Source organism: Kosakonia sp. MH5 (assembly GCF_009935945.1).
GTDB lineage: Bacteria > Pseudomonadota > Gammaproteobacteria > Enterobacterales > Enterobacteriaceae > Kosakonia > Kosakonia radicincitans.
The window spans coordinates 319,987-345,105 of sequence record NZ_QODH01000007.1 but is presented as its reverse complement, the minus strand read 5'-3'; the positions used below and the strand labels follow the sequence as shown (position 1 = coordinate 345,105).

Genomic DNA, 25,119 nt, shown 5'->3' with positions numbered 1-25,119 from the left:
CATCCGGAAGGATGGCCTTTTTGCGTCCGGGCGGAAGAGACAGGAAGCCCCGTGCCCCGGCACGGGGCTTTTTTGCTATTGTTTCAGCAGAATTTAATTGCTAAAGGATATAGCTATGATCGTGCTGTACGTTCAGCTTTATAAAAATCGCATAGTTGTACGCAACCTCAATACTCAGCAGCAGGTTCCCGGCAGCCAAACTTTCAGTAACCAGCGGATACTGGTTGCGGATTTCTTAGCCGCTGAGAAACTGCTGCGCTCGCTGATCCAACAGGTTGCGCCCCGTTCGTTCTGGCACGCACTAATTCCTGGAAAAGGGCGCCTTAAAATCCTCGCTCATGCGCTGGAAATGAATGAAGGCGGACTGTCACCGGTCGAAGAGCGAGCGATCCTCGAACTGACTTTTGTCGCCGCACAGCGAAAATGCCATGCCCCACAGGTCATCGCCAGCCAGGTTCCTCTGAGCGATCAGCAGGTGCTGGCTGTACTGAGCCAGCCCAAAAATTCCCCTTCACAGCACGACAAAAAATCTAAAATCATTTCATAGCCGGACCGTGACGTGAAACTTTCTCACCTTTCACTTGCGGACTCGACATTTTGCTGATTCCTGGGTATCTTCGGCTATCTGGATGTCTAAACGTTTAAACGTATGCAGTGAGGATATAAGTTATGCCGATTCGGGTGCAGGACGAGCTGCCAGCCGTCAATTTCTTGCGTGACGAGAACGTCTTTGTGATGACGACTTCGCGCGCGACAGTTCAGGAGATCCGCCCTCTGAAGGTGTTGATCCTGAACCTGATGCCAAAGAAGATTGAGACGGAAAACCAGTTCCTGCGTCTGCTGTCGAACTCACCGCTACAGGTCGATGTGCGCCTGCTGCGCATCGATTCCCGCGAGTCGCGTAATACGCCAGCTGAGCACCTGAATACCTTTTACTGTAATTTTGATGAAATCTGCCACGAAAACTACGATGGCCTGATTGTTACCGGCGCGCCACTGGGCCTGGTTGAGTTTAACGATGTTGCCTACTGGCCGCAGATCGAGCAGGTACTGGAGTGGGCGAAAGATCACGTTACCTCAACGCTGTTTGTCTGTTGGGCGGTACAGGCCGCCCTCAATATTCTTTATGGCATTCCCAAGCAGACCCGCAGTGAAAAGCTCTCCGGCGTTTATGAACACCACATCCTTCATCCCCATGCGCTGTTGACGCGCGGTTTTGACGATGTATTCCTTGCTCCGCACTCCCGCTATGCAGATTTCCCGGCGGCACTGATCCGCGATTACACCGATCTGGAGATCCTGGCCGAAACAGAAGAGGGCGATGCCTACCTGTTTGCCAGCAAAGATAAACGCATTGCTTTCGTGACCGGCCACCCGGAGTACGACGCCAACACGCTGGCGAATGAATATTTTCGCGATGTGGAAGCGGGCCTCAGTCCTGAGCTGCCGCATAACTACTTCCCGAAAGATGACCCGCAGAATAAACCGCGCGCCTCCTGGCGCAGCCACGGCAATCTGCTGTTCATCAACTGGCTCAACTACTACGTCTACCAGATCACGCCATACGATCTGCGTCACATGAATCCGACGCTGGATTAAGCGTTTCAGCCCCCTATACCAGGCGCCTTCGGGCGCCTTTTTTGTTTCCGAAAATCACTTCTCAACATAATAAAACTATAACTTCATTGTTATCAGTTAGTTATTGTCTTTTTAATTTAAAAATGGAAATTGTTTTTGATTTTGGAAAATTTATTAGCCAGGATTGATCCTGCTGAACGAAAACTGCACAAACGATCTTCGTCAGCATTGGGAAATGTCTTTGCTGCAAAAAAGAGGAATCGCACCATGACACAACAGGCAACAACAACCGATGAACTGGCCTTTACACAGCCGTACGGCGAGCAGGAGAAGCAGATCCTTACTCCGGCAGCGGTGGAGTTTCTGAGCGAGCTGGTAACGCGCTTTACGCCAAAACGTAATCAGCTACTGGCAGCGCGTCAGCGCCAGCAGCAACAAATTGATGCCGGTACGTTGCCTGGGTTTATTTCGGAAACAGCTTCCATTCGTGAATCTGACTGGACGATCCGCGGGATACCGGAAGATCTGCTCGACCGCCGCGTGGAGATCACCGGGCCGGTGGAGCGCAAAATGGTCATCAATGCGCTGAATGCCAACGTCAAAGTTTTCATGGCGGATTTTGAAGATTCGCTGGCGCCGAACTGGGACAAAGTGATCGATGGGCAGATCAACTTGCGCGATGCGGTCAACGGCACCATCAGCTACACCAATGAAGCTGGCAAGATTTATCAGTTAAAGCCCAACCCAGCGGTTCTGGTTTGCCGTGTGCGCGGCTTACATCTGCCAGAAAAACATGTGACCTGGCGTGGTGAAGCGATCCCCGGCAGTCTGTTCGACTTTGCGCTCTACTTCTTCCATAACCATAAAAACCTGCTTGCCAAAGGCAGCGGCCCCTATTTTTATCTGCCGAAAACCCAGTCTTGGCACGAAGCGGCCTGGTGGAGTGAGGTATTCAGTTATACCGAAGACCGGTTCAATTTGCCGCGCGGCACCATCAAAGCAACGCTGCTGATTGAAACGCTGCCTGCGGTGTTTCAGATGGACGAAATCCTGCACGCGCTGCGCGACCATATTGTCGGGCTGAACTGCGGACGCTGGGATTACATCTTTAGCTATATCAAAACCCTGAAAAACTATCCGGATCGGGTTTTGCCGGATCGCCAGGTGGTCACCATGGATAAGCCTTTCCTCAGCGCCTATTCCCGTCTGTTGATCAAAACCTGTCATCGTCGCGGCGCATTCGCGATGGGCGGCATGGCGGCGTTTATTCCCAGTAAAGATACCGAACGCAACAACTGGGTGCTGAATAAAGTGAAAGCCGACAAAGAACTCGAAGCGCGTAACGGCCACGACGGCACCTGGATTGCTCACCCGGGCCTTGGCGATACGGTGATGGACGTGTTCAACGCCGCCCTCGGCGATAATAAAAACCAGTTGTTTGTCAGCCGTGAAGACGACGCTCCAATCACCGCAGAGCAACTGCTGGCGCCGTGTGAAGGCGAACGCACCGAAGAGGGAATGCGCGCCAATATTCGCGTGGCGGTGCAATACATCGAAGCGTGGATCTCCGGCAATGGCTGTGTGCCGATTTACGGGCTGATGGAAGATGCCGCCACCGCCGAAATCTCCCGCACCTCTATCTGGCAGTGGATTCACCACGAAAAGACGCTCAGCAACGGCAAACCGGTAACCAAAACGCTGTTCCGCCAGATGCTGGCCGAAGAGATGCGGGTTATTCAGGACGAGCTGGGCGAGCACCGATTCAGCAGCGGTCGTTTTGACGACGCCGCGCGCCTGATGGAGCAGATCACCACCTCTGACGAGCTGATCGACTTCCTGACGTTGCCCGGCTATCGCTTACTGGCTTAATTCACCCACCCTACACCCTATGGAGCATCTGCATATGAAAACCCGTACCCAACAAATCGAAGAATTACAAAAAGAGTGGACGCAACCGCGCTGGGAAGGCATCCGCCGCCCATACAGCGCGGAAGAGGTGGTGAAATTACGCGGTTCGGTCAACCCGGAATGTACGCTGGCGCAACTGGGCGCGGCCAAAATGTGGCGGCTGCTGCATGGCGAATCGAAAAAGGGTTATATCAATAGCCTTGGCGCGCTGACCGGTGGCCAGGCCTTACAACAGGCGAAAGCGGGGATCGAGGCTATTTATCTCTCTGGCTGGCAAGTCGCCGCAGATGCTAACCTGGCATCCAGCATGTATCCGGATCAGTCGCTCTATCCGGCGAACTCGGTGCCATCGGTGGTCGAACGGATTAACAATACCTTCCGCCGCGCCGATCAGATCCAGTGGGCTTCCGGTATTGAACCGGGCGATCCGCGTTTTGTGGACTATTTCCTGCCAATCGTGGCGGATGCCGAAGCCGGTTTTGGCGGCGTGCTGAATGCTTTTGAACTGATGAAATCGATGATTGAAGCCGGTGCTGCTGCCGTTCACTTTGAAGATCAGCTCGCGTCGGTGAAAAAATGCGGCCATATGGGTGGCAAAGTACTGGTACCGACGCAGGAAGCGGTGCAGAAACTGGTGGCTGCGCGTCTGGCAGCGGATGTGCTGGGTGTTCCAACGCTGTTGGTGGCGCGTACCGATGCGGATGCAGCCGATCTGATCACTTCCGACTGCGATCCCTATGACAGCGCCTTTATTACCGGCGAGCGCACCAGCGAAGGTTTCTACCGCACAAATGCCGGGGTTGAGCAGGCTATCAGCCGCGGGCTGGCTTACGCACCGTATGCCGATTTGGTGTGGTGCGAAACTTCGACGCCAGACCTCAAGCTGGCACGCCGTTTTGCCGATGCGATCCATGCAAAATTCCCCGGCAAACTGCTGGCTTACAACTGCTCGCCGTCGTTCAACTGGAAAAAGAATCTCGACGACAACACCATCGCCCGCTTCCAGCAGGAGCTGTCGGACATGGGGTACAAATTCCAGTTCATTACCCTCGCCGGTATTCACAGCATGTGGTTCAACATGTTCGACCTGGCGCATGCCTATGCGCAGGGCGAAGGGATGAAACACTACGTCGAGAAGGTGCAGCAGCCGGAATTCGCCGCAGGCAAAGAGGGTTACACCTTCGTTTCTCACCAGCAGGAAGTTGGCACGGGCTACTTCGACAGGGTCACCACCATTATTCAGGGCGGTACCTCTTCGGTGACCGCGCTGACAGGCTCGACCGAAGAAGCGCAGTTCTGATTGTCGATACCCGGCAGACGATAGCTGCCGGGTTTGCGGCGCCTTGTCTGCCGGATAACGCTCTTCGGCAACTCTCTGCCCGACATGAGGACAAAAGATGTCGCGTGGCCTGGAACTACTGATTGCACAAACCATTCTGCAGGGCTTCGATGCGCAATATGGGCGCTTCCTGGAGGTCACATCCGGCGCCCAGCAGCGTTTTGAACAGGCGGACTGGCAGGCTGTGCAGCAGGCGATGAAGCAGCGCATTCATCTTTACGACCATCATGTTGGCCTGGTGGTGGAGCAGTTACGCTGCATCACCGACAGCCAAAGCCCCGACGCGGCGTTTCTGCTGCGGGTTAAAGAGCATTACACCCGACTGCTGCCGGATTACCCTCGCTTTGAGATTGCCGAAAGTTTTTTCAATTCGGTCTACTGCCGCCTGTTTGATCATCGCTCATTAACGCCGGAACGCTTATTTATCTTTAGCTCGCAGCCGGAGCGCCGCTTTCGCACCATCCCGCGCCCGCTGGCGAAAGATTTTTGGCCGGAACGCGGCTGGGAGGCGTTACTCAGTAAAGTGCTGACGGATTTACCGCTGCGTCTGCCGTGGCAGGATAAAACGCGCGACATCGGTTATATCACAGCGCATTTGCAGGAGGCTTTTGGCCACGAAGTGCTGGCGAAATCGCATCTGCAAGTGGCAAATGAACTGTTTTATCGCAATAAGGCGGCCTGGCTGGTCGGCAAACTCGTTACGCCGCAGGCAACGTTGCCCTTTTTACTGCCGATCCACCGCACGGATGAAGGCGAGCTGTTCGTCGATACCTGTCTGACCACACCTGCTGAAGCCAGCATCGTGTTTGGCTTTGCCCGCTCCTATTTTATGGTTTATGCGCCGCTGCCCGCCGCGACGGTGGAGTGGCTGCGGGAGATCCTGCCGGGCAAAACCACCGCCGAGCTGTATATGGCGATTGGCTGCCAGAAGCACGGCAAAACCGAAAGTTATCGCGAATACCTGAACTACATCCGCGCCAGCAATGAGCAGTTTATTGAAGCGCCGGGCATTCGCGGCATGGTGATGCTGGTCTTTACGCTGCCGGGGTTTGACCGGGTATTTAAAGTGATCAAAGACGTCTTTCCTCCGCAAAAAGAGATGAGCGCGGCGCATGTTCGCGCTTGTTACCAGTTGGTCAAAGAGCACGATCGCGTCGGGCGCATGGCCGATACGCAGGAATTTGAAAACTTCGTGCTGGAAAAAAGGCAAATTTCACCAGCGCTGATGGCGTTACTGCTGGAACAGGCGCCGGGCAAAATTACCGATCTCGGCGACAGTATCGCCATCAGCCATCTCTACATTGAGCGGCGCATGGTGCCGCTGAACATCTGGTTTGAGCAGGTCAAAGGCCAGCAACTGCGTGATGCGGTGGAAGAGTACGGCAACGCAATCCGTCAGCTTGCCGCCGCTAATATTTTCCCCGGCGATATGTTGTTCAAGAACTTTGGCGTCACCCGTCATGGCCGCGTCGTGTTCTACGACTACGATGAAATTTGCTATATGACCGAGGTGAATTTCCGCGATATTCCGCCGCCGCGTTACCCGGAAGATGAGTTGAGTGCTGAACCCTGGTACAGCGTGGCGCCCGGCGATGTTTTTCCACAGGAGTTTCGCCACTGGCTGTGCGCCGATCCAGAAATCGGCCCGTTGTTTGAGGAGATGCACGCCGATTTATTGCGCGCCGACTACTGGCGAGGGTTACAGGAACGCATCCGACAGGGACATGTGGAAGATGTCTATGCCTACCGTAAGCGCCAGCGCTTTAGCATACGCTTCAGCGAAGGCGCCTTACGGCAGGCGGGCTGAGCGCTTAGTGGACGTGCAGGTTGAATTGCAGCACGTTATAAGCGGTGTAGCTAAAGAACAGTAAAATCGCGAGCGTCAGTAAAAAGGCGAGCGTACTCGCTGTGGCGGTGCGGAACAGGTGCGTTTTGCGCGGCGTCAGTAAGAGCGCGACCAGCGGGAAAATAAACACCAGATGGCCAACAAAGTCAGTAATGCCAAATGGAATAAAGGCCAGCACCACGATGATGGCAAACAGCCCGATACAGGCGTAACCCGCCAGTCTGCCGCTGAAGATATGCCAAATCAGACATAATTCCACGAAACCACAGGCGCGGACAAAGAACTCCCAGTTCAGGCCCATGGCCAGATAGCTATGCGTTGTCAGCAACTGGTAATACAAACCAGGATGCAGGAATTTCTCAATCGCTCCCCACAGGAATGAGTAGCAAAGAATCAGACGCAGAAATTCCAGTTCCTTGCCGTACGCTTGCTGTTTCAGGATGCTCTGGGTAATTAAATAAACTGCGATACCAATGAAGATAAAATAGTCCAGCATATGGTTCGCACCATAAAGCTGCACGGCATAGAGATAGAGCAGAATAATTAAGAAGCCGGAGAAAAAGCTCGTTTTTCTCGAAAATGCGGTAAGCGCAATAATAAGGTGGACATATCTAAGCCACGGATTAGCGACGACCAGCTCCGGAGTCAGAATAACCTGCGGGAAGAACGCGCCCAACACCAGGAAAAAGAGTGCCGCGCCCCAGCGAACAATCTGCGGGACGTAATTATGCGCATGATTTAAAAATGGCTGGCAGCGGTGACAATCGATAAACGAAGGTAGTTTTCTGTCGAGTACCGACGTTGCAAATATCACTGCCGTTGAAAATGCCAGTAATAACCAGAAGCTCATCGCACCGGTCAATGATGTCATCGATAGCGGCGTTTGCTCAACGCCATAATTAACGAACCACTTCACATGCGCCATTGCGGAAAAGGGCAGGCACATAATGATAGAGGCCAGAATGCGGGCTTTACTCTTCATCATCATAATCTCATGAAAAAACGTGCCGACACGGTGCCATCGCGCTGGTGTGACGACAATGAGATAGCCCTTTTATGACTGGAGATAATCTCCCCCGTGAGTTGAGACGATTCTTGTCGCAGGGGAGATAAATAAGTTGCAGCGTTTATTTGGTGGATAAAGACGTAATAGTGAAAGTAATTAACGCATTCCGCCGTAGGCCAGCGTTACCTCTTTTGCGCCGCGAATGACCATGGCGCCCAGTTCGGTCACGCGGTCGTCAGTCATCCGCGATATTGGCCCGGAGATAGAGATCGCCGCGAATGGCTCGCCGTGTTCATCATAAATACAGGCGGCAACGCAGCGCAGACCCAGCGCATGTTCTTCATCGTCAAAAGAGTAGCCGCGCTTGCGCGTCTGGGCGAGATCCTCTTTCAGATGCACTGGCGAAACCAGCGTCGCGTGAGTATAAGCGTGCAGCCCCTGGCGGTGCAGCAGATCACCGACCTGCTCATCATCCAGCCGTGCTAAAAAGGCTTTACCTGCGCCGGAAGCGTGCATCGGCAGTTTGCCGCCAATGGGTGCGGACATCCGCATTAACTGGGTACACTGCACCTGATCGATAATAATGGCCTGATGATCGCTTTTATCCAGCACGGCAAGATTGACCGTCTCACCGGATTCTTCCATCAGTTTACGCAGGATGGGATGCACAATCGCCATCAGGTTACGGCTTTGCAGAAAGCTACTGCCGACAATAAAAGCATGCGCGCCGACCGCCCAGTGGCCCAGCTCGCCAACCTGACGGACAAAGCCCAGTTGCTGCATGGTAGTAAGCAGTCGATGGGTGGTGGAATTGGGCAAACCGGCCTGTTGCGCCAGCTCCGTCAGCGCGACGCTGCCGTGGGATTCAGCGATCCATTCCAGCAGTTTCAGGCCTCGGGTCAATGACTGGACTTGTCCGCCGGCCGGAGCGGCTGGCGCGGTGGCTTTTCTGCCACGTTTTGCGGGAATGGAAGCGACCATCGGCTGGCTCCTTTTTCTGTATCGTGGAAATCATTTTCGTTTTTCCTGAGTATAACGTAACTCCGTGGCAGACTGATCGGATGAGTGAAGCTGAACATCTCTCATGTTAATCCGCTGCCGCTTTTCCGTTCTGCCACTTTGTGCCAGTATGTTTTGCTGGCCTTTTGGCCTCATTGAGCCTTGTCGGGAGCACGTGTGAGCAGCAAAGTTGAACAACTGCAACAGCAGTTAAATGAACGCATTCTGGTTCTGGACGGTGGTATGGGTACCATGATCCAGAGCTACCGTCTGAGTGAGCAGGATTTTCGCGGTGAGCGCTTTGCCGACTGGCCCTGCGATCTGAAAGGAAACAACGACTTGCTGGTGCTCAGCAAGCCGGACGTGATAACCGCCATCCATGACGCCTATTTTGCGGCGGGCGCGGATATCATCGAAACCAACACCTTTAACTCGACGACCATCGCGATGGCGGATTACCAGATGGAGTCCCTGTCGGCGGAAATCAACTTTGCCGCAGCGAAACTGGCCCGCGCCTGCGCCGATAAATGGACCGCGCAAACGCCGGAAAAACCGCGTTACGTGGCCGGGGTGCTTGGCCCGACTAACCGAACCGCCTCCATTTCACCGGATGTCAACGATCCGGCGTTTCGTAATATCTCCTTCGATCAGCTGGTGGAGGCCTACCGCGAATCAACCAAAGCGCTGGTGGAAGGCGGTGCTGATCTGATCCTGATCGAAACGGTGTTTGATACGCTCAACGCCAAAGCGGCGATCTTTGCCGTTAAAGAAGAGTTTGATGCGCTGGGTATTGAGCTGCCGATCATGATTTCCGGCACCATTACCGATGCGTCCGGGCGTACGCTCTCCGGCCAGACGACCGAGGCATTTTACAATTCGCTGCGCCATGCCGATGCGCTCACTTTCGGCCTTAACTGCGCGCTGGGGCCAGACGAGCTGCGCCAGTACGTGCAGGAACTGTCGCGCATTGCCGAATGCTACGTTACCGCGCACCCGAACGCCGGTCTGCCGAACGCCTTTGGCGAGTACGACCTCGATGCCGCCACCATGGCGACGCAGATCCGCGAGTGGGCGGAGGCCGGGTTCCTGAATATCGTCGGCGGTTGTTGCGGCACCACGCCGGAACATATCGCTGCCATGAGCAACGCTGTTGCCGGGCTGCCGCCGCGTAAACTGCCGGAAATCCCGGTGGCCTGCCGTCTCTCCGGGCTTGAGCCGCTGAATATCGGTGACGACAGCCTGTTTGTGAACGTCGGCGAACGGACTAACGTTACCGGCTCCGCCAAATTCAAGCGCCTGATCAAAGAAGAGAAGTACAGCGAAGCGCTGGACGTGGCGCGCCAGCAGGTGGAAAGCGGCGCGCAGATCATCGATATCAACATGGATGAGGGGATGCTCGATGCCGAAGCGGCGATGGTGCGTTTCCTCAATCTGATCGCCGGTGAACCAGACATCGCCCGTGTGCCGATCATGATTGACTCCTCGAAGTGGGAGGTGATTGAAAAAGGGCTGAAATGTATCCAGGGCAAAGGCATTGTTAACTCCATCTCCATGAAAGAGGGGGTTGAGCCGTTTATCCATCATGCGAAACGCGTGCGCCGCTACGGTGCGGCGGTGGTGGTGATGGCCTTTGATGAAGTGGGCCAGGCGGATACCCGCGCGCGCAAAATCGAGATTTGCCGCCGTGCCTATAAAATTCTCACCGAAGAGGTAGGATTCCCGCCGGAAGACATTATTTTCGACCCGAATATCTTCGCGGTGGCGACCGGGATTGAAGAGCATAACAACTATGCGCAGGACTTTATCGGCGCCTGTGAGGATATCAAACGCGAGCTGCCGCATGCGCTGATCTCCGGCGGCGTGTCGAACGTCTCCTTCTCCTTCCGCGGTAACGATCCGGTGCGTGAGGCGATTCACGCCGTCTTCCTTTATTACGCTATTCGCAACGGCATGGACATGGGGATCGTAAATGCCGGTCAGTTGGCGATTTATGACGATCTGCCCGCCGAGCTGCGCGATGGCGTTGAGGATGTGATTCTTAACCGTCGTGATGATGCCACGGAGCGCATGCTGGATCTGGCTGAGAAATATCGCGGCAGTAAAGGCGCGGATGATGGTGCGCAGGCGCAACTGGCCGAATGGCGTAGCTGGGATGTGAAAAAGCGCCTCGAATATTCGCTGGTGAAAGGTATTACCGAATTTATTGAGCAGGACACCGAAGAAGCCCGCCAGCAAGCCGCTCGCCCGATCGAGGTGATCGAAGGGCCGCTGATGGACGGTATGAACGTGGTCGGCGATCTGTTCGGCGAAGGTAAGATGTTCCTGCCGCAGGTCGTGAAAACTGCCCGCGTAATGAAACAGGCGGTTGCTTACCTGGAGCCGTATATCGAAGCCAGCAAAGAGCAGGGCAAAAGCAACGGCAAGATGGTGATCGCCACCGTGAAAGGCGATGTACACGATATCGGCAAAAACATCGTGGGCGTGGTGTTGCAGTGCAATAACTACGAAATCATCGATCTCGGCGTGATGGTGCCAGCCGACAAAATCCTGAAAACTGCGCGTGAAGTGAATGCTGACCTGATTGGCCTTTCCGGGCTGATTACGCCGTCGCTCGATGAGATGGTCAACGTGGCTAAAGAGATGGAGCGCCAGGGGTTTACCATTCCGCTGCTGATTGGCGGCGCGACTACGTCGAAAGCGCACACGGCGGTGAAAATCGAGCAGAACTACAGCGGGCCGACGGTCTATGTACAGAACGCCTCGCGTACCGTCGGCGTCGTGTCGTCGCTGCTGTCGGACACGCAGCACGATGCGTTTGTCGCCCGTACCCGCAAAGAGTATGAAACGGTGCGCATTCAGCACGCGCGCAAAAAACCGCGCACGCCGCCAGTGACCTTGCAGGTCGCACGGGAAAACGATCTGGCTTTCGATTGGGCCAGTTACACACCGCCGGTGGCGCATCGCCTTGGAGTACAGGAAGTCACGGCCAGCATCGAGACGCTGCGCAACTATATCGACTGGACGCCGTTCTTTATGACCTGGTCGCTGGCGGGCAAGTATCCGCGCATTCTGGAAGATGAAGTGGTGGGCGAAGAGGCGAAGCGTCTGTTTAAGGATGCGAACGAGATGCTCGATATGCTGGGCGCGGAAAAACGGCTTAATCCGCGCGGTGTGGTTGGGCTGTTTCCGGCAAACCGCGTCGGCGATGACATCGAAATCTACCGTGACGAAACCCGCACGCAGGTGCTGACGGTCGGTTGCCATCTGCGTCAGCAGACCGAAAAAACCGGTTTCGCCAACTACTGTCTGGCCGATTTTGTCGCGCCGAAACAGAGCGGAAAAGCGGACTACATTGGCGCTTTTGCCGTGACCGGCGGGCTGGAAGAAGATGCGCTGGCGGAGGCTTACGATGCTGCACACGATGATTACAACAAAATCATGGTGAAAGCGGTGGCTGACCGTCTTGCAGAGGCGTTTGCCGAATACCTGCATGAGCGGGTACGTAAAGTGTACTGGGGCTATGCGCCAAACGAAAACCTCAGCAACGAAGAGCTGATCCGCGAGAACTACCAGGGGATTCGCCCCGCGCCGGGCTACCCTGCGTGCCCGGAGCACACCGAAAAAGGCACCATCTGGCAGTTACTGGATGTGGAAAAACATACCGGTATGAAGCTGACAGAATCTTACGCCATGTGGCCGGGCGCCTCGGTTTCCGGCTGGTATTTCAGCCATCCGGACAGCAAGTATTTCGCCGTCGCGCAAATTCAGCGCGATCAGGTGGAAGATTATGCGCGGCGTAAAGGTATGTCCGTGTCAGAGGTTGAGCGCTGGTTGTCCTCGAATTTAGGTTACGACGCAGACTAACCGCAATACAATGCAGAGCAACGGGGCATTATTTAATGCCCCGTTTTTTTCATCACTTTTCATAAAATCTTCACTAAGCAAACATAATACAAATTGAAACTAAGAACATTCTTAAAAGTGGATATTTTCTTAGACCACTGTTCCTCTTCATGCGTATGATGGGCGTTGGCTCACAGGCAAGATTGCTTCCTTTTTTTGCAGTTCATTCGTTTGTCATAAATTTAACTTAGGTATTATAAAATGGATATTTATGATATAAGAAAAAGAAATCTATTGCCGAAGGATTATGAAAACATCCTTGCGCCGGACATCGCGAAAAATATTATCAGAAAGGAATATTTCATCGAAAGTAGTCCTAATAATGTCCTTGGAAATATCGATGGCTATAGCATTAAAAAACACCACGGTTTTAAATATGGTTTACCGCACGATCCATTAGGTCATCAAAAAGAAAAATATATTGATAGTCTGGTGGACCGGGGCGTGGTGGTGGTGATGCGGCCAAATGTCAGTGCCCGCAATCGCTTCTACTATCCGTTTTTTATTGCGGAAAACGGCGCGCTGTTTTGCGTACAGGAGATGTCGTTTAATGCCGTCTATATCAGGACCATACTGAACGGTTTTAAAGACAGCGTGGCGATTCACGGCACGCCTGCGCCAACCCGCAGCAGCTTTGTGCCGGTGACGGCGGAGTACGGCCCCGGCTACTGGAAAACCAGCGAGACGGACTTCCATGGTGTTAAAAATGCGGCGGTGATGTTACTGAACCGCGCGACCAGTATGGGCGACCAGGGGCGTGTATTTGGCTCGGATGGCAAGGATTATATGAATACCTCCCGGGATAAAATCCAGCTATGGACGCCCATTCCGGACAGCGTGACGTCAGATACCCGGGAAATCCTCTATAATCGTTCGGTAATCAGGCGCTACGGCGACAAGCGTTCGATAAGTCAAAAATATCTCGAAGGTGATGATGCCTGGACGCAATCGGGTAAATCATGGCAATGGATTCCAGGGGTAAGGGATGAAGATTATGAGTTTAAAAAATAAGATATACCTGTTCTGGGGGATTATGGATGTACTGGCATTAGCCGGATATTTATTTTTTTCAATACAGGGTGGCAGTATTCCTTTTTATTCCGACATCCATGGGTTTTATACTAACTACGCACAATTAGGTGTAAGTGGTTTAACCGGTGGACTGATCCAGTTGCTGTTCTTTATTAATATTGCGCTGATCGTTTCATTAGCATTTTCTGGCTGGTGGATGATAGCCAAAAAGGACATCAATAATATCTTTTTAATCGTGCAGGAAATTGGCCGGGTATTTTCGTTGAAATGCTCCATTGCGCTAATCCCGCTGATTATGCATTTCTCCGATGTGCGTTCTCCGTGGATCGCCATCCTGCTGTTTGTCCTGTCGGAGGTGGTCAAAATTGGCTCTATTATGTGGATTAAACGAAATGATGAGTCGCAGGGCATGGATGCCGCCAGCCGTTAAGCGCTAAACCTTCATCATTGTCACAAAACCGTCATTTTTCCTTACAACTCGCAGGATGCTTAAGCGGTGTTCTGCGCTATTCCTGGGTTTAACACCTTATACTTAAACCATAATGTTGTGGTTATCTATCCGCTGATAGCCGACAACGCATAACAATAAGGAGGATCCCACTCAGTGCTGACTTTGCTTCATCTGTTATCTGCTGTTGCCTTGCTGGTATGGGGTACCCATATTGTCCGTACCGGCGTGATGCGCGTCTTTGGCGCCCGTTTACGGACGGTGCTCAGCCGCAGCGTGGAGAAAAAACCGCTCGCCTTCTGCGCGGGTATCGGCGTGACCGCGCTGGTGCAGAGCAGCAACGCGACGACCATGCTGGTGACATCCTTCGTGGCGCAGGATTTAGTGGCGCTGACCCCGGCACTGGTGATTGTGCTTGGTGCCGATGTCGGGACCGCGCTGATGGCGCGCGTGCTGACCTTCGATCTCTCCTGGCTGTCGCCGCTGCTGATCTTTATCGGCGTGATTTTCTTCCTCGGCCGCAAACAAACCCGTGAAGGACAACTGGGTCGCGTCAGTATTGGCCTCGGGCTGATCCTGCTGGCGCTGGAACTCATCGTGCAGGCGGTGACGCCAATCACCCAGGCAAGTGGGGTTCAGGTGATTTTTGCCTCGCTGACAGGTGATATCCTGCTGGATGCGCTGATTGGCGCGGTCTTTGCGATTATCAGTTATTCAAGCCTGGCCGCCGTACTGCTGACGGCAACGCTGGCCGCCGCCAGTATTATTTCGTTTCCGGTGGCACTGTGCCTGGTGATTGGCGCTAACCTGGGTTCCGGTTTGCTGGCGATGCTGAATAACAGTGCGGCTAATGCCGCAGCCCGCCGGGTGGCGCTCGGCAGCCTGCTGTTTAAGCTGGTAGGCAGCCTGATCATTCTGCCGTTTGTCCATGTGCTCGCCAGTTCGATGCAAAAACTGCCGCTGCCGGAAGCGGAACTGGTGATTTACTTCCACGTTTTCTACAACCTGATCCGCTGTCTGGCGATGGTGCCGTTTGCCGGGCCGATGGCGCAATTTTGTAAACGCATCATTAGCGATGAACAGGAGCTGGATGCACGTCTGAAACCCAAACATCTCGACAGCTCTGCGCTGGATACGCCGACGCTGGCGCTGGCGAATGCCGCGCGCGAAACGCTGCGCATGGGCGATGCCATGGAACTGATGCTGGAAGGGTTGCATAAAGTGATGCACGGCGAGCCGCGGCAGGAGAAAGAGCTGCGCAAGCTGGCGGATGACGTCAACGTACTTTATACCGCGATCAAGCTCTATCTGGCGCGTATGCCGAAAGAGGAACTGGCGGAAGAGGAGTCAAAACGCTGGGCGGAAATTATCGAGATGTCGCTTAACCTGGAGCAGGCTTCCGATATTGTCGAGCGGATGGGTAGCGAAATCGCCGACAAATCGTTAGCCGCACGACGTGCTTTTTCAGGGGAAGGGCTGAAAGAGCTGGATGCGCTGCATGAACGGCTGGTGGGGAATCTGAAACTGGCGATGTCGGTGTTTTTCTCCAGCGATGTCACCAGTGCCCGCCGACTGCGGCGCAGCAAGCACCGCTTCCGTATTATGAACCGGCGCTACGCGCATGCGCACGTTGATCGACTGCATCAGCAAAACGTTCAGAGCATTGAAACCAGTTCGTTGCACCTTGGCCTGCTGGGAGACATGAAACGACTCAACTCATTGTTCTGCTCGGTGGCTTACGGCGTTCTGGAACAACCTGATGAAGATGACGATCGCGACGATTATTAATCCCGCCGTGCCACCAGGCACGGCTCTTAAACCCCGGGTTTTATCGGGTTAGTGCACAAATTAATTTACGCACGATAAAAATCCATTTTTTCTCCTCTTAAAGACAGTTATATTCCGCTTTTACAGGAGAGTTTATGCTGCCAACCCAATCAACACGTTTAAACAAATATATCAGCGAAAGCGGGATTTGCTCGCGTCGTGAGGCCGATCGTTATATCGAGCAGGGCAATGTTTTTATCAACGGCAAGCGTGCCGGGATTGGCGATCAGGTTGTCGCCGGAGACGTTGTCAAAGTGAACGGTCAACTTATCGAGCCGCGAAATGCAGAAGATCTGGTATTTATCGCGTTGAATAAACCGGTTGGCATTGTCAGTACCACTGAAGACGGCGAAAAAGACAATATTGTTGATTTTGTTAATCATAGCAGCCGCATCTTCCCCATTGGCCGTCTGGACAAAGATTCGCAGGGGCTGATTTTTCTCACTAATCACGGCGACTTAGTGAATAAAATCCTGCGTGCAGGTAACGACCACGAAAAAGAGTATCTGGTAACCGTCAACAAACCGGTGACCGATGAGTTTATTCGGGGTATGGGCGCGGGCGTGCCGATCCTCGGTACGGTAACCAAAAAATGCAAGGTTAAGAAAGAAGCGCCTTTCACCTTCCGCATCACGCTGGTGCAGGGGCTGAACCGCCAGATCCGCCGCATGTGCGAGCATTTCGGCTATGAAGTCACGAAGCTGGAGCGCACGCGTATTATGAACGTCAGCCTCACCGGGCTGCCGCCGGGCGAGTGGCGCGATTTAACCGACGACGAACTGATCGCGCTGTTCAAACTGATTGAGAACTCATCCTCAGAAGCGAAGCCGAAAGCCAAAGCAAAACCGCAGGCGGCGAGAAAACCTGCCGTCAATGTCGCGAAGCCCGAAGAGAAAAATCGGGGCAAGCCGGCAGGTAAACGCTTTACCCAGCCGGGCAGGAAGAAGAAAGGGCGCTGATTAGCGTCTGCCGCGCGTTGAAGTATTCGCCGACCAGGAAAAGGTCGTGCTCTCATCTGGTTTATAAGCCCGCTGTTTTTTAACCTTGCGGGCTTTCTTCACTTCCGCTTCACGCTGTTCCATCAGCTTATCGATGTACTCTTTTTTCACATGATTCGCTTCAGAATTGCTGAGCGGGCGTCCGTGCGCGATACGGGCGCGATCGAGCAGGGTTTTTAGCTCCCGTTGTTCGCTCTCCGTCATCTCTTTTTGCGTCAGTCTGGTCAGGGCCATGGGGGTCTCTCCTCGGGAAGTGCAACGAGTGTACGCGATGCGGCCAGGTAAAGCATGTTTGATGGTATATAAACGCTGGAAAGCGCCTCGCATATTTGTCAGAGCGCGGGTGACAATGGCTGACGTAAGCGTAACATCATCCAGGTTTGGTATAAAATTTTATACAAGGACGTGTTATGCTTGAGTTGCGACCTGCCCTAAAGCCCATCATTTGGCTGGGTTCGTCATACGAGGACTTATGTGCTTTTCCTGAAGATGTTCGCAAAGATGCTGGCTATCAACTGCATAAAATTCAGGCTGGCCTGGAAGCGTCGGACTGGAAAGTGATGGCTGAGGTTGGTGCAGGCGTGGCGGAAATCCGCCTTCGCAATTACGCAGGCGCGTTCCGCGTTTTTTACCTGGTCAAGTTTGAAGATGCGCTCTATGTTCTGCACTGTTTTCATAAAACGTCTCAGCGCACTTCACTCTCAGATAAGGCGATAGCCCGTACCCGCTATCGCGCATTGGTTGAGCATTACAGGAGTCAAAAATGAAAACAACAACAGAAAATCTGATTGGTCATGTGACCCCGGCTGGTGCCAATATTTTTGCGGAACTGGGTTTTGCACCTGAAGCCGCAAACGTGCTTGCGCGGGATGCAGAAAGAGAGGTCATACAATTGCTGAGTATTAAACGGCAACTGATGCAGGAAATCGCAGGCTGGATAGCTGAAAACCACCTCAAACAGGCGGAAGTAGCCGCCAGACTCAATATTTCGCGCCCTCGCGTCTCCGATGTGGTCAATCAAAAAACCAGTAAATTTACCATTGATGCCCTGGTCACCATGCTGAGTAAACTCGGTAAGCCGGTGACGATTACGGTTGGGTAAAAAATTAATCTGCCGGATGATATGTTTTTCTCCGGCAGTGGTTGCTCTGTTAACCCTCTTTCACCGTATCCGCGTTACGCCCGTCGACGGGTTTACCGGACCAGTAACCCGCCAGTAGCGAGCCAGAAAGGTTATGCCAGACGGAGAACAACGCGCCAGGCAGCGCGGCGAGCGGGGAGAAGTAGATTTTGCCCAGCGCGGCGGCCAGACCGGAGTTTTGCATGCCCACTTCAATCGCCAGCGTGCGGCAGGTGGATTCATCAAAACCGAACAGGCGTCCGCCCCAGTAACCGCCCAGTAAACCGATGCTGTTGTGCAGGATCACCGCGACAATCACCACCAGACCAACCGAGGCGATATACGCCGCAGAACCGGCCACTACCGCGCTGATGATCGCCAGAATACAAACCATTGAGAAGGCGGGCAGATAAGGTTCGACCGCTTTCACCACGCGCGGGAACAGATGATGCACAATCAACCCCAGCGCTATTGGGATCACCACAATTTGCAAAATACTGAGCAGCATACCCATCACATCCACCTGGATATGAGCATCGACGTACAGGCGCGTCAGCAGCGGCGTTGCGATCACACCGACCAGTGTTGAGACGGAAGAGATGGTGACAGACAGCGCGACGTCGCCTTTTGCCAGGTAGATCATCACGTTCGACGCCGTACCGCTGGCGACGCTGCCGACCAGCACCATTCCGGCGGACAAATCCGGCGGCATTTTAAAGAGCAACGCCAGCAGCCATGCCGCCAGCGGCATCACCAGATAGTGCAGGAAAATCCCTGCGGCGACCGGCGCCGGGCGAGAGAGCACGCGTTTAAAATCATCGAGTTTCAGGTGCACGCCCATGCCGAACATAATCAGCATCAGCAGCGTGGCCACCCACGGGCCGATGGCAATGAACGTGGGCGGGAAGTAATAAGCGAGGACGGAAAGCAGCAGCGCCCATAACGGGAACAGCCGCGTCAGTGTTGCGAGCATGTGAGGAATTCCTTGCGATTGTTGTGTTGTGTTTTTTATAAAAAGGCCGGGTTCGTGCCCGGCCATAGTTATTGTTTATCGTGCTAAGGAATTTTATTCAAACAAATTATGATGCAGCTTCTGTACAACCTGCTCGGCTTCGGCGCCAGGCACCAGGAAGCAGAGGTTATGGCTGGACGCGCCGTAGCAGATCATGCGGATGTTGAACGGGTCGAGCACGCCAAACACCTCTTTCCCCACACCGCAGGCTTTCGACAGCTCATTGCCAATCAGCGCCACCAGCGCCAGATTCTCTTCTACTTCCACGCGGCACAGCGATGACAGCTCGGTCAGCAGCGACTGGGTCAGCAGCGTATCGCCGGTTGACGTTGAGCCGGTGGTATCCAGCGTCAGCGCCACGCTCACTTCCGAGGTGGTGATCAGATCGACAGAGATATTGTGTCGCGCGAGGATGCCGAACACTTCGGCCAGGAAGCCACGGGAGTGCAGCATATTCAGGCTGTGTAGCGTCAGCAGCGTTTGTCTGCGGCGCAGCGCCAGCGCGCGGAACAGCGGTGGATTAGTGGTTTTGTTGCATACCAGCGTACCGCCTGCTTTTGGGTCTTTGCTGGAGCCGACAAACACCGGAATGTCACTGCGCACGGCGGGTAACAGGGTGGCCGGATGCAGCACTTTCGCGCCAAAAGTGGCCATCTCAGCCGCTTCTTCAAAGGCGATTTCATCAATGCGTTTTGCTGCCGGAACAACGCGCGGATCGGTGGTGTAGATGCCCGGAACATCTGTCCAGATATCCACACGCGAGGCGTGCAGCGCTTCACCCAGCAGGGCTGCCGTATAGTCGCTGCCGCCACGGCCCAGCGTGGTAGTACGGCCTTTGGCTTCGCTACCGATAAAGCCTTGGGTAATGATTAACCCTTCGCTGAGGCGCGGCGCGAGCTGCTGGGCGGAAAGCTCCGCCAGCGCTGCGACATCCGGCTCGGCACGGCCAAAGCGATCGCTGGTACGCATGACTTTACGCACGTCAAACCACTGTGCCTGAACGTTACGTTCACGCAGCACTTCAACAAACAGCAGAGTCGACATTAATTCGCCGTGGCTGACCAGTTCGTCGGTCAGGGCAGTCGAGGTCGCGAGTGAGGCGGCTTCTGCCAGGGTGGTGATATTTTCCAGCAGGCGTTCGATCTCTTCACGAATCACGGAAGGATTCGCCATACGTTCCAGGATATCGAACTGAATTTTGCGGATAGCGTCGAGTTTTACGAAGCGCTCGCTGGCTTCCAGCCCTTCAGACAGGGCAACCAGCAGATTGGTCACGCCCGCAGAGGCAGAGAGAACAACCAGACGGACGCTGGCATCGGCAAGCACCACGTCCGCACTGCGGTTCATGGCATCGTAATCGGCAACACTGGTGCCGCCAAATTTGGCGACAACTAAACTCGTCATAACAACCTCGTGTCAGGGGATCCAATATTCAGCCTTGGCACAAGGGAAGAGCGAAAAACAGGGGTGGCGCAGATAGCAAAACAACTACGTTTTCCCCAGAAGCGCTCCACCTTGCGAAACGCCCGACTGCGAACGTTTCTGGTGACAACCCAGAGGATTCAGCCTCTGTAGCCGATAACGAACGCTGCCAGGCGCTTTGTTATCTCGGCGTTACTCCCCCTCAGGTGTTTTCTTTAGTCTGGCACTTCGAACACCGTGTACCTGGGCAACGCGCCTCTTCTGGCTATTACCTTCGCCTTTCGCGCCGTGGCGGTGTTGGCTGCCTTCACTTACCCCGGTCACTTACCGATGTAAGCTCCCGGGGATGCGCTCAGTTGCCGCCTTGCCACAACACGAAATGCGTTGGTAATACTTACCTTCGCTTGCCGCGCCGTGGCGGTGTTGGCTGCCTTCACTTACCCCGGTCACTTACCGATGTAAGCTCCCGGGGATGCGCTCAGTTGCCGCCTTGCCACAACACGAAATGCATTGGTAATACATTACCGTCGTCTCTCGCACTGAAGCGGCGTTGGCTCGGGTAACTTAAAACTGGCCGGTGGCGGTGTGCGTGTCGGACCTACATACTCTGTAGGCCGGATAAACGCAGCGCCATCCGGCAAGCTTCTTCTGCGCCCGCGCGCAAGAAGTGTGGTTATAAATAAAGGGTTAGCGGGGGCGCTGTCAACGCCGGGATTATGCGGATTTTTCATGCGGCTTTCGCAATCAGTAAAATGGCTTATGTTATGCGGATAATCGGCCATTTTCGCCGTGCTTGAGCCGCAGAACAGAGGGGCGGGCACAAAAACCATCACAATTTTCCCCGGCAGGCGCTACAATCGACCGCAGTCACAATTCTCAAATCAGAAGAGTATTGCTATGAAAAACATCAACCCAACGCAGACCTCTGCCTGGCAGGCATTACAAAAACACTACGCTGACATGAAGGACGTCACTATCGCGGATCTGTTCGCGAAAGACGGCGACCGTTTTAGTAAGTTTTCCGCAACCTTCGATGATCTGATGCTGGTGGATTTCTCCAAAAACCGCATCACGCAAGAGACTCTGGATAAACTGCTGGCGCTCGCCAAAGAGACAGAGCTGACAGCGGCCATTAAGTCCATGTTCTCCGGCGAAAAGATTAACCGCACCGAAGATCGCGCCGTCCTGCACGTTGCGCTGCGTAACCGTAGCAATACCCCGATTCTGGTTGATGGCAAAGATGTGATGCCGGAAGTGAACGCTGTGCTGGAGAAGATGAAAACCTTCTCTGAAGCGATCATTTCAGGCGCATGGAAAGGCTATACCGGCAAACCGATCACTGACGTGGTGAACATCGGTATTGGCGGCTCCGACCTCGGTCCGTTTATGGTCACCGAAGCACTGCGCCCTTACAAAAATCACCTGAACATGCATTTCGTCTCTAACGTCGATGGTACGCATATCGCCGAAGTGCTGAAAAAAGTGAACCCGGAAACCACGCTGTTCCTCGTGGCCTCTAAAACCTTCACTACCCAGGAAACCATGACCAACGCTCACAGCGCGCGCGACTGGTTCCTGAAAACCGCCGGTGACGAAAAACACGTTGCGAAACACTTCGCCGCACTCTCCACCAACGGCAAAGCGGTTGGTGAGTTTGGTATCGACACCGCGAACATGTTTGAATTCTGGGATTGGGTGGGCGGCCGCTACTCGCTGTGGTCTGCCATCGGTCTGTCGATCATCCTCTCCGTGGGCTTCGACAACTTTGTTGAGCTGCTCTCCGGCGCTCACGCGATGGACAAACACTTCTCCACCACTGAGCTGTCGAAAAACCTGCCGGTGCTGCTGGCGCTGATCGGCATCTGGTACAACAACTTCTTCGGTGCTGAAACCGAAGCGATCCTGCCGTACGACCAGTACATGCACCGCTTTGCCGCCTACTTCCAGCAGGGCAACATGGAATCTAACGGTAAATATGTTGACCGTAACGGCAACGCCGTGGATTACCAGACCGGCCCGATTATCTGGGGTGAGCCGGGAACTAACGGTCAGCACGCGTTCTATCAGCTGATTCACCAGGGAACCAAAATGGTGCCGTGTGATTTCATCGCGCCGGCCATCACCCACAACGCGCTTTCCGATCATCACCAGAAGCTGCTGTCTAACTTCTTCGCACAGACCGAAGCGCTGGCGTTTGGCAAATCCCGTGAAGTGGTTGAGCAGGAATATCGTGATCAGGGTAAAGATCCGGCCACACTGGAACACGTTGTGCCGTTCAAAGTGTTTGAAGGCAACCGTCCGACCAACTCCATCCTGCTGCGTGAAATCACACCGTTTAGCCTCGGTGCATTGATTGCGCTCTACGAGCACAAGATCTTCACCCAGGGCGCTATCCTCAATATCTTCACCTTTGACCAGTGGGGCGTGGAGCTGGGTAAACAGCTGGCGAACCGCATTCTGCCTGAGCTGGGCGATGATAAAGCCATCTCCAGCCATGACAGTTCAACCAACGGTCTGATTAACCGCTACAAATCCTGGCGCGGCTAATAGAACCATCGACAAAGCGTCGCTTCGGCGGCGCTTTTTTTGCCTGCCGAATATATTAATCCCCTGCGCATATATATTGCTTTCCGGGTTTCCACAATATATAAGCGATTCTGATATTGATATTTCCCCTTTGCTAAATTATGGCGACAGAGATGATTCTCTTCGGCAGATATCGGGGATCAGGTTTATCTGAAAAAGCTGTCATTACTTCCAGGTATTACTATACATTTTAGGACTAGCCTTATTGTATCAACCTTTCGTCATTATTTAATTGTTTGAATTACATCACATTTTTATGTAATTACTTTCTCAGGTGTACCTTATTTGCCAATTCTCCTAAAAGATTCCCCGCTATTTCCCGTTGCGTAATTCATCTGCTTTAGTTGTGTATACTCGATATCGCCTGAGTTTTTTCAGGTAAATCTCCATTCATTCAATGAAGGGAAATTGATATGAAAAAAGTCCTGTATGGCATTTTTGCCATATCCGCGCTTGCGGCGACTTCTGCTTTTGCTGCACCGGTGCAAATCGGTGAAGCGGCAGGGTCGGCAGCGACCTCTGTCTCGGCAGGTAGTTCTGCTGCGACGAGCGTCAGCACCGTAGGGTCTGCGGTGGGTGTCGCGCTGGCGGCAACCGGTGGCGGTGATGGCTCCAACACGGGAACCACGACCACCACGACCACAAGTACTCAGTAATCACGGGTACATTAACTATAACCACACTTCGGTGTGGTTATTTCCGCCCCTCTCGGAGAAGAGTCGTGAAGCGACCTGGTATTATTTTAATTTGCCTGCTGCTTCAGGCATGTTCCGGCCAAATCAAAGGCCTGGGAAATTCACTGTGGGATAGCGTTTTTGGCGTGCCAGGCGTGCAACTGACAGATGAAGACATTCTCAACATGCCCTATGCCAGCCAGTACATGCAGCTTAACAACGGCCCGCAACTGTTTGTGGTGCTCGCTTTCGACGAAAACGGTCAGCAGAAATGGGTAACGCAGGATCAGGCGACTATCGTGACGCAGCATTACCGCATCGTAAAAACACAACTCAGCGGCGATAACCTGATTGAAGTGAATAACCTGGCATCCGATCCGCTGGCAAAACCGAATCAAATTATTGATGGTGCAAGCTGGACGCGCACCATGGGCTGGACGGAGCACAAACAGGTGCGCTATGCCACCGCACGCTCTGTCTTCCACTGGAACGGCACCGACACCATCAAGCTGGCGAATGATGTCACCGCGGTGCGTATTCTCGACGAGGATGTCACCACAGACGAAAAGAGCTGGCGCAACCGCTTCTGGGTGGATGACGCCGGGGTAATCAGGCAGTCGGAGCAGTATCTAGGCGCAGACTGGTTCCCGGTGAAGACCACACTGATTAAGGCGGCTAAACAATGACGATGCGCACTTTTCTTCTGTTATTAGCCAGCCTCGCTTCTCCGCTCGCGCTGGCCACCGGGACGGTGAATGTCTACGTCGCTGGCGACAGCAAACCGAAAACGTTATCCAACGCTGCGCGTTTGAGCGATCTGGTCGGGCAACCCCGGCTTGCGGATAGCTGGTGGCCCGGTGCCGTGGTCAGTGAACGTCACGCCACGCAGGCGGAGCAGGCCCGGCATCAGGTGTTGTTAACGCGCCTGAGCACGCTTGCTGCTGACGAAAGCGGTAACACTGCCGCTGCCATCAATTCACTGCGCCAGCAGTTGCAGGCGGTGAAAGTGACCGGCAGGCAGATAGTCAATCTTGACCCGGATTACGTTCGTACGCACCGGCTGGCGAACCGTCCGCTGGAGGGTGAATACTCGCTGTGGGTGGGGCCGCAACCGGCCACGATTACCGTGGTAGGGCTGATTAGCAGCCCAGGGAAAAAACCGTTTACACCAGGCAGGGATGTGGTGAGTTACCTGGATGATATGAGCCTGCTCAGCGGCGCGGAACGCAGCTATGCGTGGGTGATTTACCCCACCGGTCAGACACAAAAAGTGCCGGTTGCTTACTGGAACCGCCGCCACGTAGAGCCGATGCCCGGCAGCGTGATTTTCGTTGGCTTCGCTCCGGGGGTGTGGAGCAACGAATATGACGAACTGAATGCCGACATCCTTCAGTCACTGACGCATCGGATACCGGAATAAT

21 protein-coding genes and 1 riboswitch are annotated in these 25,119 nt (G+C 54.0%); of the genes, 16 read left to right on the top strand and 5 right to left on the bottom strand.

Annotated elements, in window-relative coordinates; genetic code table 11:
• The first annotated feature begins 115 nt into the window (after positions 1-115).
• The 5 genes from DK872_RS19415 to aceK all read left to right on the top strand — a co-directional run bounded on the left by DK872_RS19415 (position 116) and on the right by aceK (position 6,632).
• Entirely contained in the window at positions 116-547 is a 432-nt protein-coding gene (locus tag DK872_RS19415; protein WP_007372387.1) for a YjaA family stress response protein, read from the top strand.
• Positions 548-669: 122 nt separating this feature from the next.
• Positions 670-1,599, top strand: coding sequence for a homoserine O-succinyltransferase (gene metA, locus DK872_RS19410; RefSeq protein ID WP_007372388.1), 930 nt, complete (start codon positions 670-672; stop codon positions 1,597-1,599).
• Between the two features lie 246 nt (positions 1,600-1,845).
• Positions 1,846-3,447 carry a malate synthase A gene (gene aceB / locus DK872_RS19405; protein WP_007372390.1) on the top strand — a complete coding sequence of 534 codons (1,602 nt, stop codon included), beginning with the start codon at positions 1,846-1,848 and terminating at the stop codon, positions 3,445-3,447.
• Positions 3,448-3,481: 34 nt separating this feature from the next.
• Positions 3,482-4,786: an isocitrate lyase gene (gene aceA / locus DK872_RS19400; RefSeq protein ID WP_007372391.1), complete on the top strand. Its 1,305-nt coding sequence runs from the start codon at positions 3,482-3,484 to the stop codon at positions 4,784-4,786.
• 97 nt (positions 4,787-4,883) lie between these two features.
• On the top strand, positions 4,884-6,632 hold the full coding sequence (gene aceK, locus DK872_RS19395; protein ID WP_161518715.1) for a bifunctional isocitrate dehydrogenase kinase/phosphatase: 1,749 nt from the start codon (positions 4,884-4,886) through the stop codon (positions 6,630-6,632).
• 4 nt (positions 6,633-6,636) lie between these two features.
• Here aceK and DK872_RS19390 read toward each other — a convergent pair whose 3' ends face one another.
• Both DK872_RS19390 and iclR read right to left on the bottom strand, forming a co-directional pair.
• The gene (locus tag DK872_RS19390) at positions 6,637-7,659 is read right to left on the bottom strand and encodes a hypothetical protein (protein WP_083566052.1); all 1,023 of its coding nucleotides are present in this window, start codon (positions 7,657-7,659) and stop codon (positions 6,637-6,639) included.
• A gap of 174 nt (positions 7,660-7,833) precedes the next feature.
• Complete coding sequence (iclR, locus tag DK872_RS19385; protein WP_107147736.1) at positions 7,834-8,658, bottom strand: glyoxylate bypass operon transcriptional repressor IclR; 825 nt, start codon at positions 8,656-8,658, stop codon at positions 7,834-7,836.
• Positions 8,659-8,853: 195 nt separating this feature from the next.
• Between iclR and metH the strand changes: the two genes are divergently transcribed.
• The 5 genes from metH (at position 8,854) to rluF (ending at position 16,845) form a co-directional block, all read left to right on the top strand.
• On the top strand, positions 8,854-12,540 hold the full coding sequence (gene metH / locus DK872_RS19380) for a methionine synthase (protein WP_161518714.1): 3,687 nt from the start codon (positions 8,854-8,856) through the stop codon (positions 12,538-12,540).
• A 240-nt stretch (positions 12,541-12,780) separates the two neighbouring features.
• Positions 12,781-13,590, top strand: a complete 810-nt coding sequence (locus tag DK872_RS19375; RefSeq protein ID WP_237656217.1) for a hypothetical protein — start codon at positions 12,781-12,783, stop codon at positions 13,588-13,590.
• Positions 13,565-14,041, top strand: coding sequence for a hypothetical protein (locus DK872_RS19370; protein ID WP_237656216.1), 477 nt, complete (start codon positions 13,565-13,567; stop codon positions 14,039-14,041). Before DK872_RS19375 ends, DK872_RS19370 begins: the two co-directional genes overlap by 26 nt.
• A 174-nt stretch (positions 14,042-14,215) precedes the next feature.
• Entirely contained in the window at positions 14,216-15,847 is a 1,632-nt protein-coding gene (locus DK872_RS19365; RefSeq protein WP_007372398.1) for a Na/Pi cotransporter family protein, read from the top strand.
• 134 nt (positions 15,848-15,981) lie between these two features.
• A complete protein-coding gene (gene rluF, locus DK872_RS19360) occupies positions 15,982-16,845 on the top strand; it encodes a 23S rRNA pseudouridine(2604) synthase RluF (protein ID WP_007372399.1) in 864 nt (287 codons plus the stop codon).
• On the opposite strand, the gene DK872_RS19355 is transcribed toward rluF, so the two are convergent.
• Positions 16,846-17,118 carry a DUF3811 domain-containing protein gene (locus DK872_RS19355; protein WP_007372400.1) on the bottom strand — a complete coding sequence of 91 codons (273 nt, stop codon included), beginning with the start codon at positions 17,116-17,118 and terminating at the stop codon, positions 16,846-16,848.
• A gap of 176 nt (positions 17,119-17,294) precedes the next feature.
• Between DK872_RS19355 and DK872_RS19350 the strand changes: the two genes are divergently transcribed.
• Both DK872_RS19350 and DK872_RS19345 read left to right on the top strand, forming a co-directional pair.
• Positions 17,295-17,651: a type II toxin-antitoxin system RelE/ParE family toxin gene (locus DK872_RS19350; protein WP_071921803.1), complete on the top strand. Its 357-nt coding sequence runs from the start codon at positions 17,295-17,297 to the stop codon at positions 17,649-17,651.
• Entirely contained in the window at positions 17,648-17,986 is a 339-nt protein-coding gene (locus DK872_RS19345; RefSeq protein WP_071921804.1) for a helix-turn-helix domain-containing protein, read from the top strand. The genes DK872_RS19350 and DK872_RS19345 overlap by 4 nt, the downstream gene beginning before the upstream one ends.
• Positions 17,987-18,035: 49 nt before the next feature.
• Here DK872_RS19345 and panS read toward each other — a convergent pair whose 3' ends face one another.
• Both panS and lysC read right to left on the bottom strand, forming a co-directional pair.
• Positions 18,036-18,977, bottom strand: a complete 942-nt coding sequence (gene panS / locus DK872_RS19340; RefSeq protein ID WP_007372403.1) for a ketopantoate/pantoate/pantothenate transporter PanS — start codon at positions 18,975-18,977, stop codon at positions 18,036-18,038.
• 93 nt (positions 18,978-19,070) lie between these two features.
• The gene (gene lysC / locus DK872_RS19335) at positions 19,071-20,420 is read right to left on the bottom strand and encodes a lysine-sensitive aspartokinase 3 (protein WP_007372404.1); all 1,350 of its coding nucleotides are present in this window, start codon (positions 20,418-20,420) and stop codon (positions 19,071-19,073) included.
• A gap of 91 nt (positions 20,421-20,511) precedes the next feature.
• A riboswitch (Lysine riboswitch) is annotated at positions 20,512-20,707 on the bottom strand.
• A gap of 628 nt (positions 20,708-21,335) precedes the next feature.
• On the opposite strand from lysC, the gene pgi reads away from it, so the two are divergent.
• The 4 genes from pgi to DK872_RS19315 all read left to right on the top strand — a co-directional run bounded on the left by pgi (position 21,336) and on the right by DK872_RS19315 (position 25,118).
• On the top strand, positions 21,336-22,985 hold the full coding sequence (gene pgi / locus DK872_RS19330) for a glucose-6-phosphate isomerase (RefSeq protein ID WP_007372405.1): 1,650 nt from the start codon (positions 21,336-21,338) through the stop codon (positions 22,983-22,985).
• A 452-nt stretch (positions 22,986-23,437) separates the two neighbouring features.
• Positions 23,438-23,680: an exopolysaccharide production protein YjbE gene (yjbE, locus tag DK872_RS19325; RefSeq protein WP_007372406.1), complete on the top strand. Its 243-nt coding sequence runs from the start codon at positions 23,438-23,440 to the stop codon at positions 23,678-23,680.
• A gap of 65 nt (positions 23,681-23,745) precedes the next feature.
• Entirely contained in the window at positions 23,746-24,384 is a 639-nt protein-coding gene (locus DK872_RS19320) for a YjbF family lipoprotein (RefSeq protein ID WP_007372407.1), read from the top strand.
• Positions 24,381-25,118, top strand: coding sequence for a capsule biosynthesis GfcC D2 domain-containing protein (locus DK872_RS19315; RefSeq protein ID WP_079517097.1), 738 nt, complete (start codon positions 24,381-24,383; stop codon positions 25,116-25,118). The genes DK872_RS19320 and DK872_RS19315 overlap by 4 nt, the downstream gene beginning before the upstream one ends.
• Position 25,119 lies beyond the last annotated feature (1 nt).

Excerpts from the sequence above, each read along its gene's own strand:
- DK872_RS19415 (WP_007372387.1), top strand. The coding sequence starts at position 116 with ATGATCGTGCTGTACGTTCAGCTTTATAAAAATCGCATAGTTGTACGC.
- metA (WP_007372388.1), top strand. The coding sequence starts at position 670 with ATGCCGATTCGGGTGCAGGACGAGCTGCCAGCCGTCAATTTCTTGCGT.
- aceB (WP_007372390.1), top strand. The coding sequence starts at position 1,846 with ATGACACAACAGGCAACAACAACCGATGAACTGGCCTTTACACAGCCG.
- aceA (WP_007372391.1), top strand. The coding sequence starts at position 3,482 with ATGAAAACCCGTACCCAACAAATCGAAGAATTACAAAAAGAGTGGACG.
- aceK (WP_161518715.1), top strand. The coding sequence starts at position 4,884 with ATGTCGCGTGGCCTGGAACTACTGATTGCACAAACCATTCTGCAGGGC.
- DK872_RS19390 (WP_083566052.1), bottom strand. The coding sequence starts at position 7,659 with ATGATGATGAAGAGTAAAGCCCGCATTCTGGCCTCTATCATTATGTGC.
- iclR (WP_107147736.1), bottom strand. The coding sequence starts at position 8,658 with ATGGTCGCTTCCATTCCCGCAAAACGTGGCAGAAAAGCCACCGCGCCA.
- DK872_RS19375 (WP_237656217.1), top strand. The coding sequence starts at position 12,781 with ATGGATATTTATGATATAAGAAAAAGAAATCTATTGCCGAAGGATTAT.
- DK872_RS19370 (WP_237656216.1), top strand. The coding sequence starts at position 13,565 with ATGAAGATTATGAGTTTAAAAAATAAGATATACCTGTTCTGGGGGATT.
- rluF (WP_007372399.1), top strand. The coding sequence starts at position 15,982 with ATGCTGCCAACCCAATCAACACGTTTAAACAAATATATCAGCGAAAGC.
- DK872_RS19355 (WP_007372400.1), bottom strand. The coding sequence starts at position 17,118 with ATGGCCCTGACCAGACTGACGCAAAAAGAGATGACGGAGAGCGAACAA.
- DK872_RS19350 (WP_071921803.1), top strand. The coding sequence starts at position 17,295 with ATGCTTGAGTTGCGACCTGCCCTAAAGCCCATCATTTGGCTGGGTTCG.
- DK872_RS19345 (WP_071921804.1), top strand. The coding sequence starts at position 17,648 with ATGAAAACAACAACAGAAAATCTGATTGGTCATGTGACCCCGGCTGGT.
- panS (WP_007372403.1), bottom strand. The coding sequence starts at position 18,977 with ATGCTCGCAACACTGACGCGGCTGTTCCCGTTATGGGCGCTGCTGCTT.
- lysC (WP_007372404.1), bottom strand. The coding sequence starts at position 20,420 with ATGACGAGTTTAGTTGTCGCCAAATTTGGCGGCACCAGTGTTGCCGAT.
- pgi (WP_007372405.1), top strand. The coding sequence starts at position 21,336 with ATGAAAAACATCAACCCAACGCAGACCTCTGCCTGGCAGGCATTACAA.
- yjbE (WP_007372406.1), top strand. The coding sequence starts at position 23,438 with ATGAAAAAAGTCCTGTATGGCATTTTTGCCATATCCGCGCTTGCGGCG.
- DK872_RS19315 (WP_079517097.1), top strand. The coding sequence starts at position 24,381 with ATGACGATGCGCACTTTTCTTCTGTTATTAGCCAGCCTCGCTTCTCCG.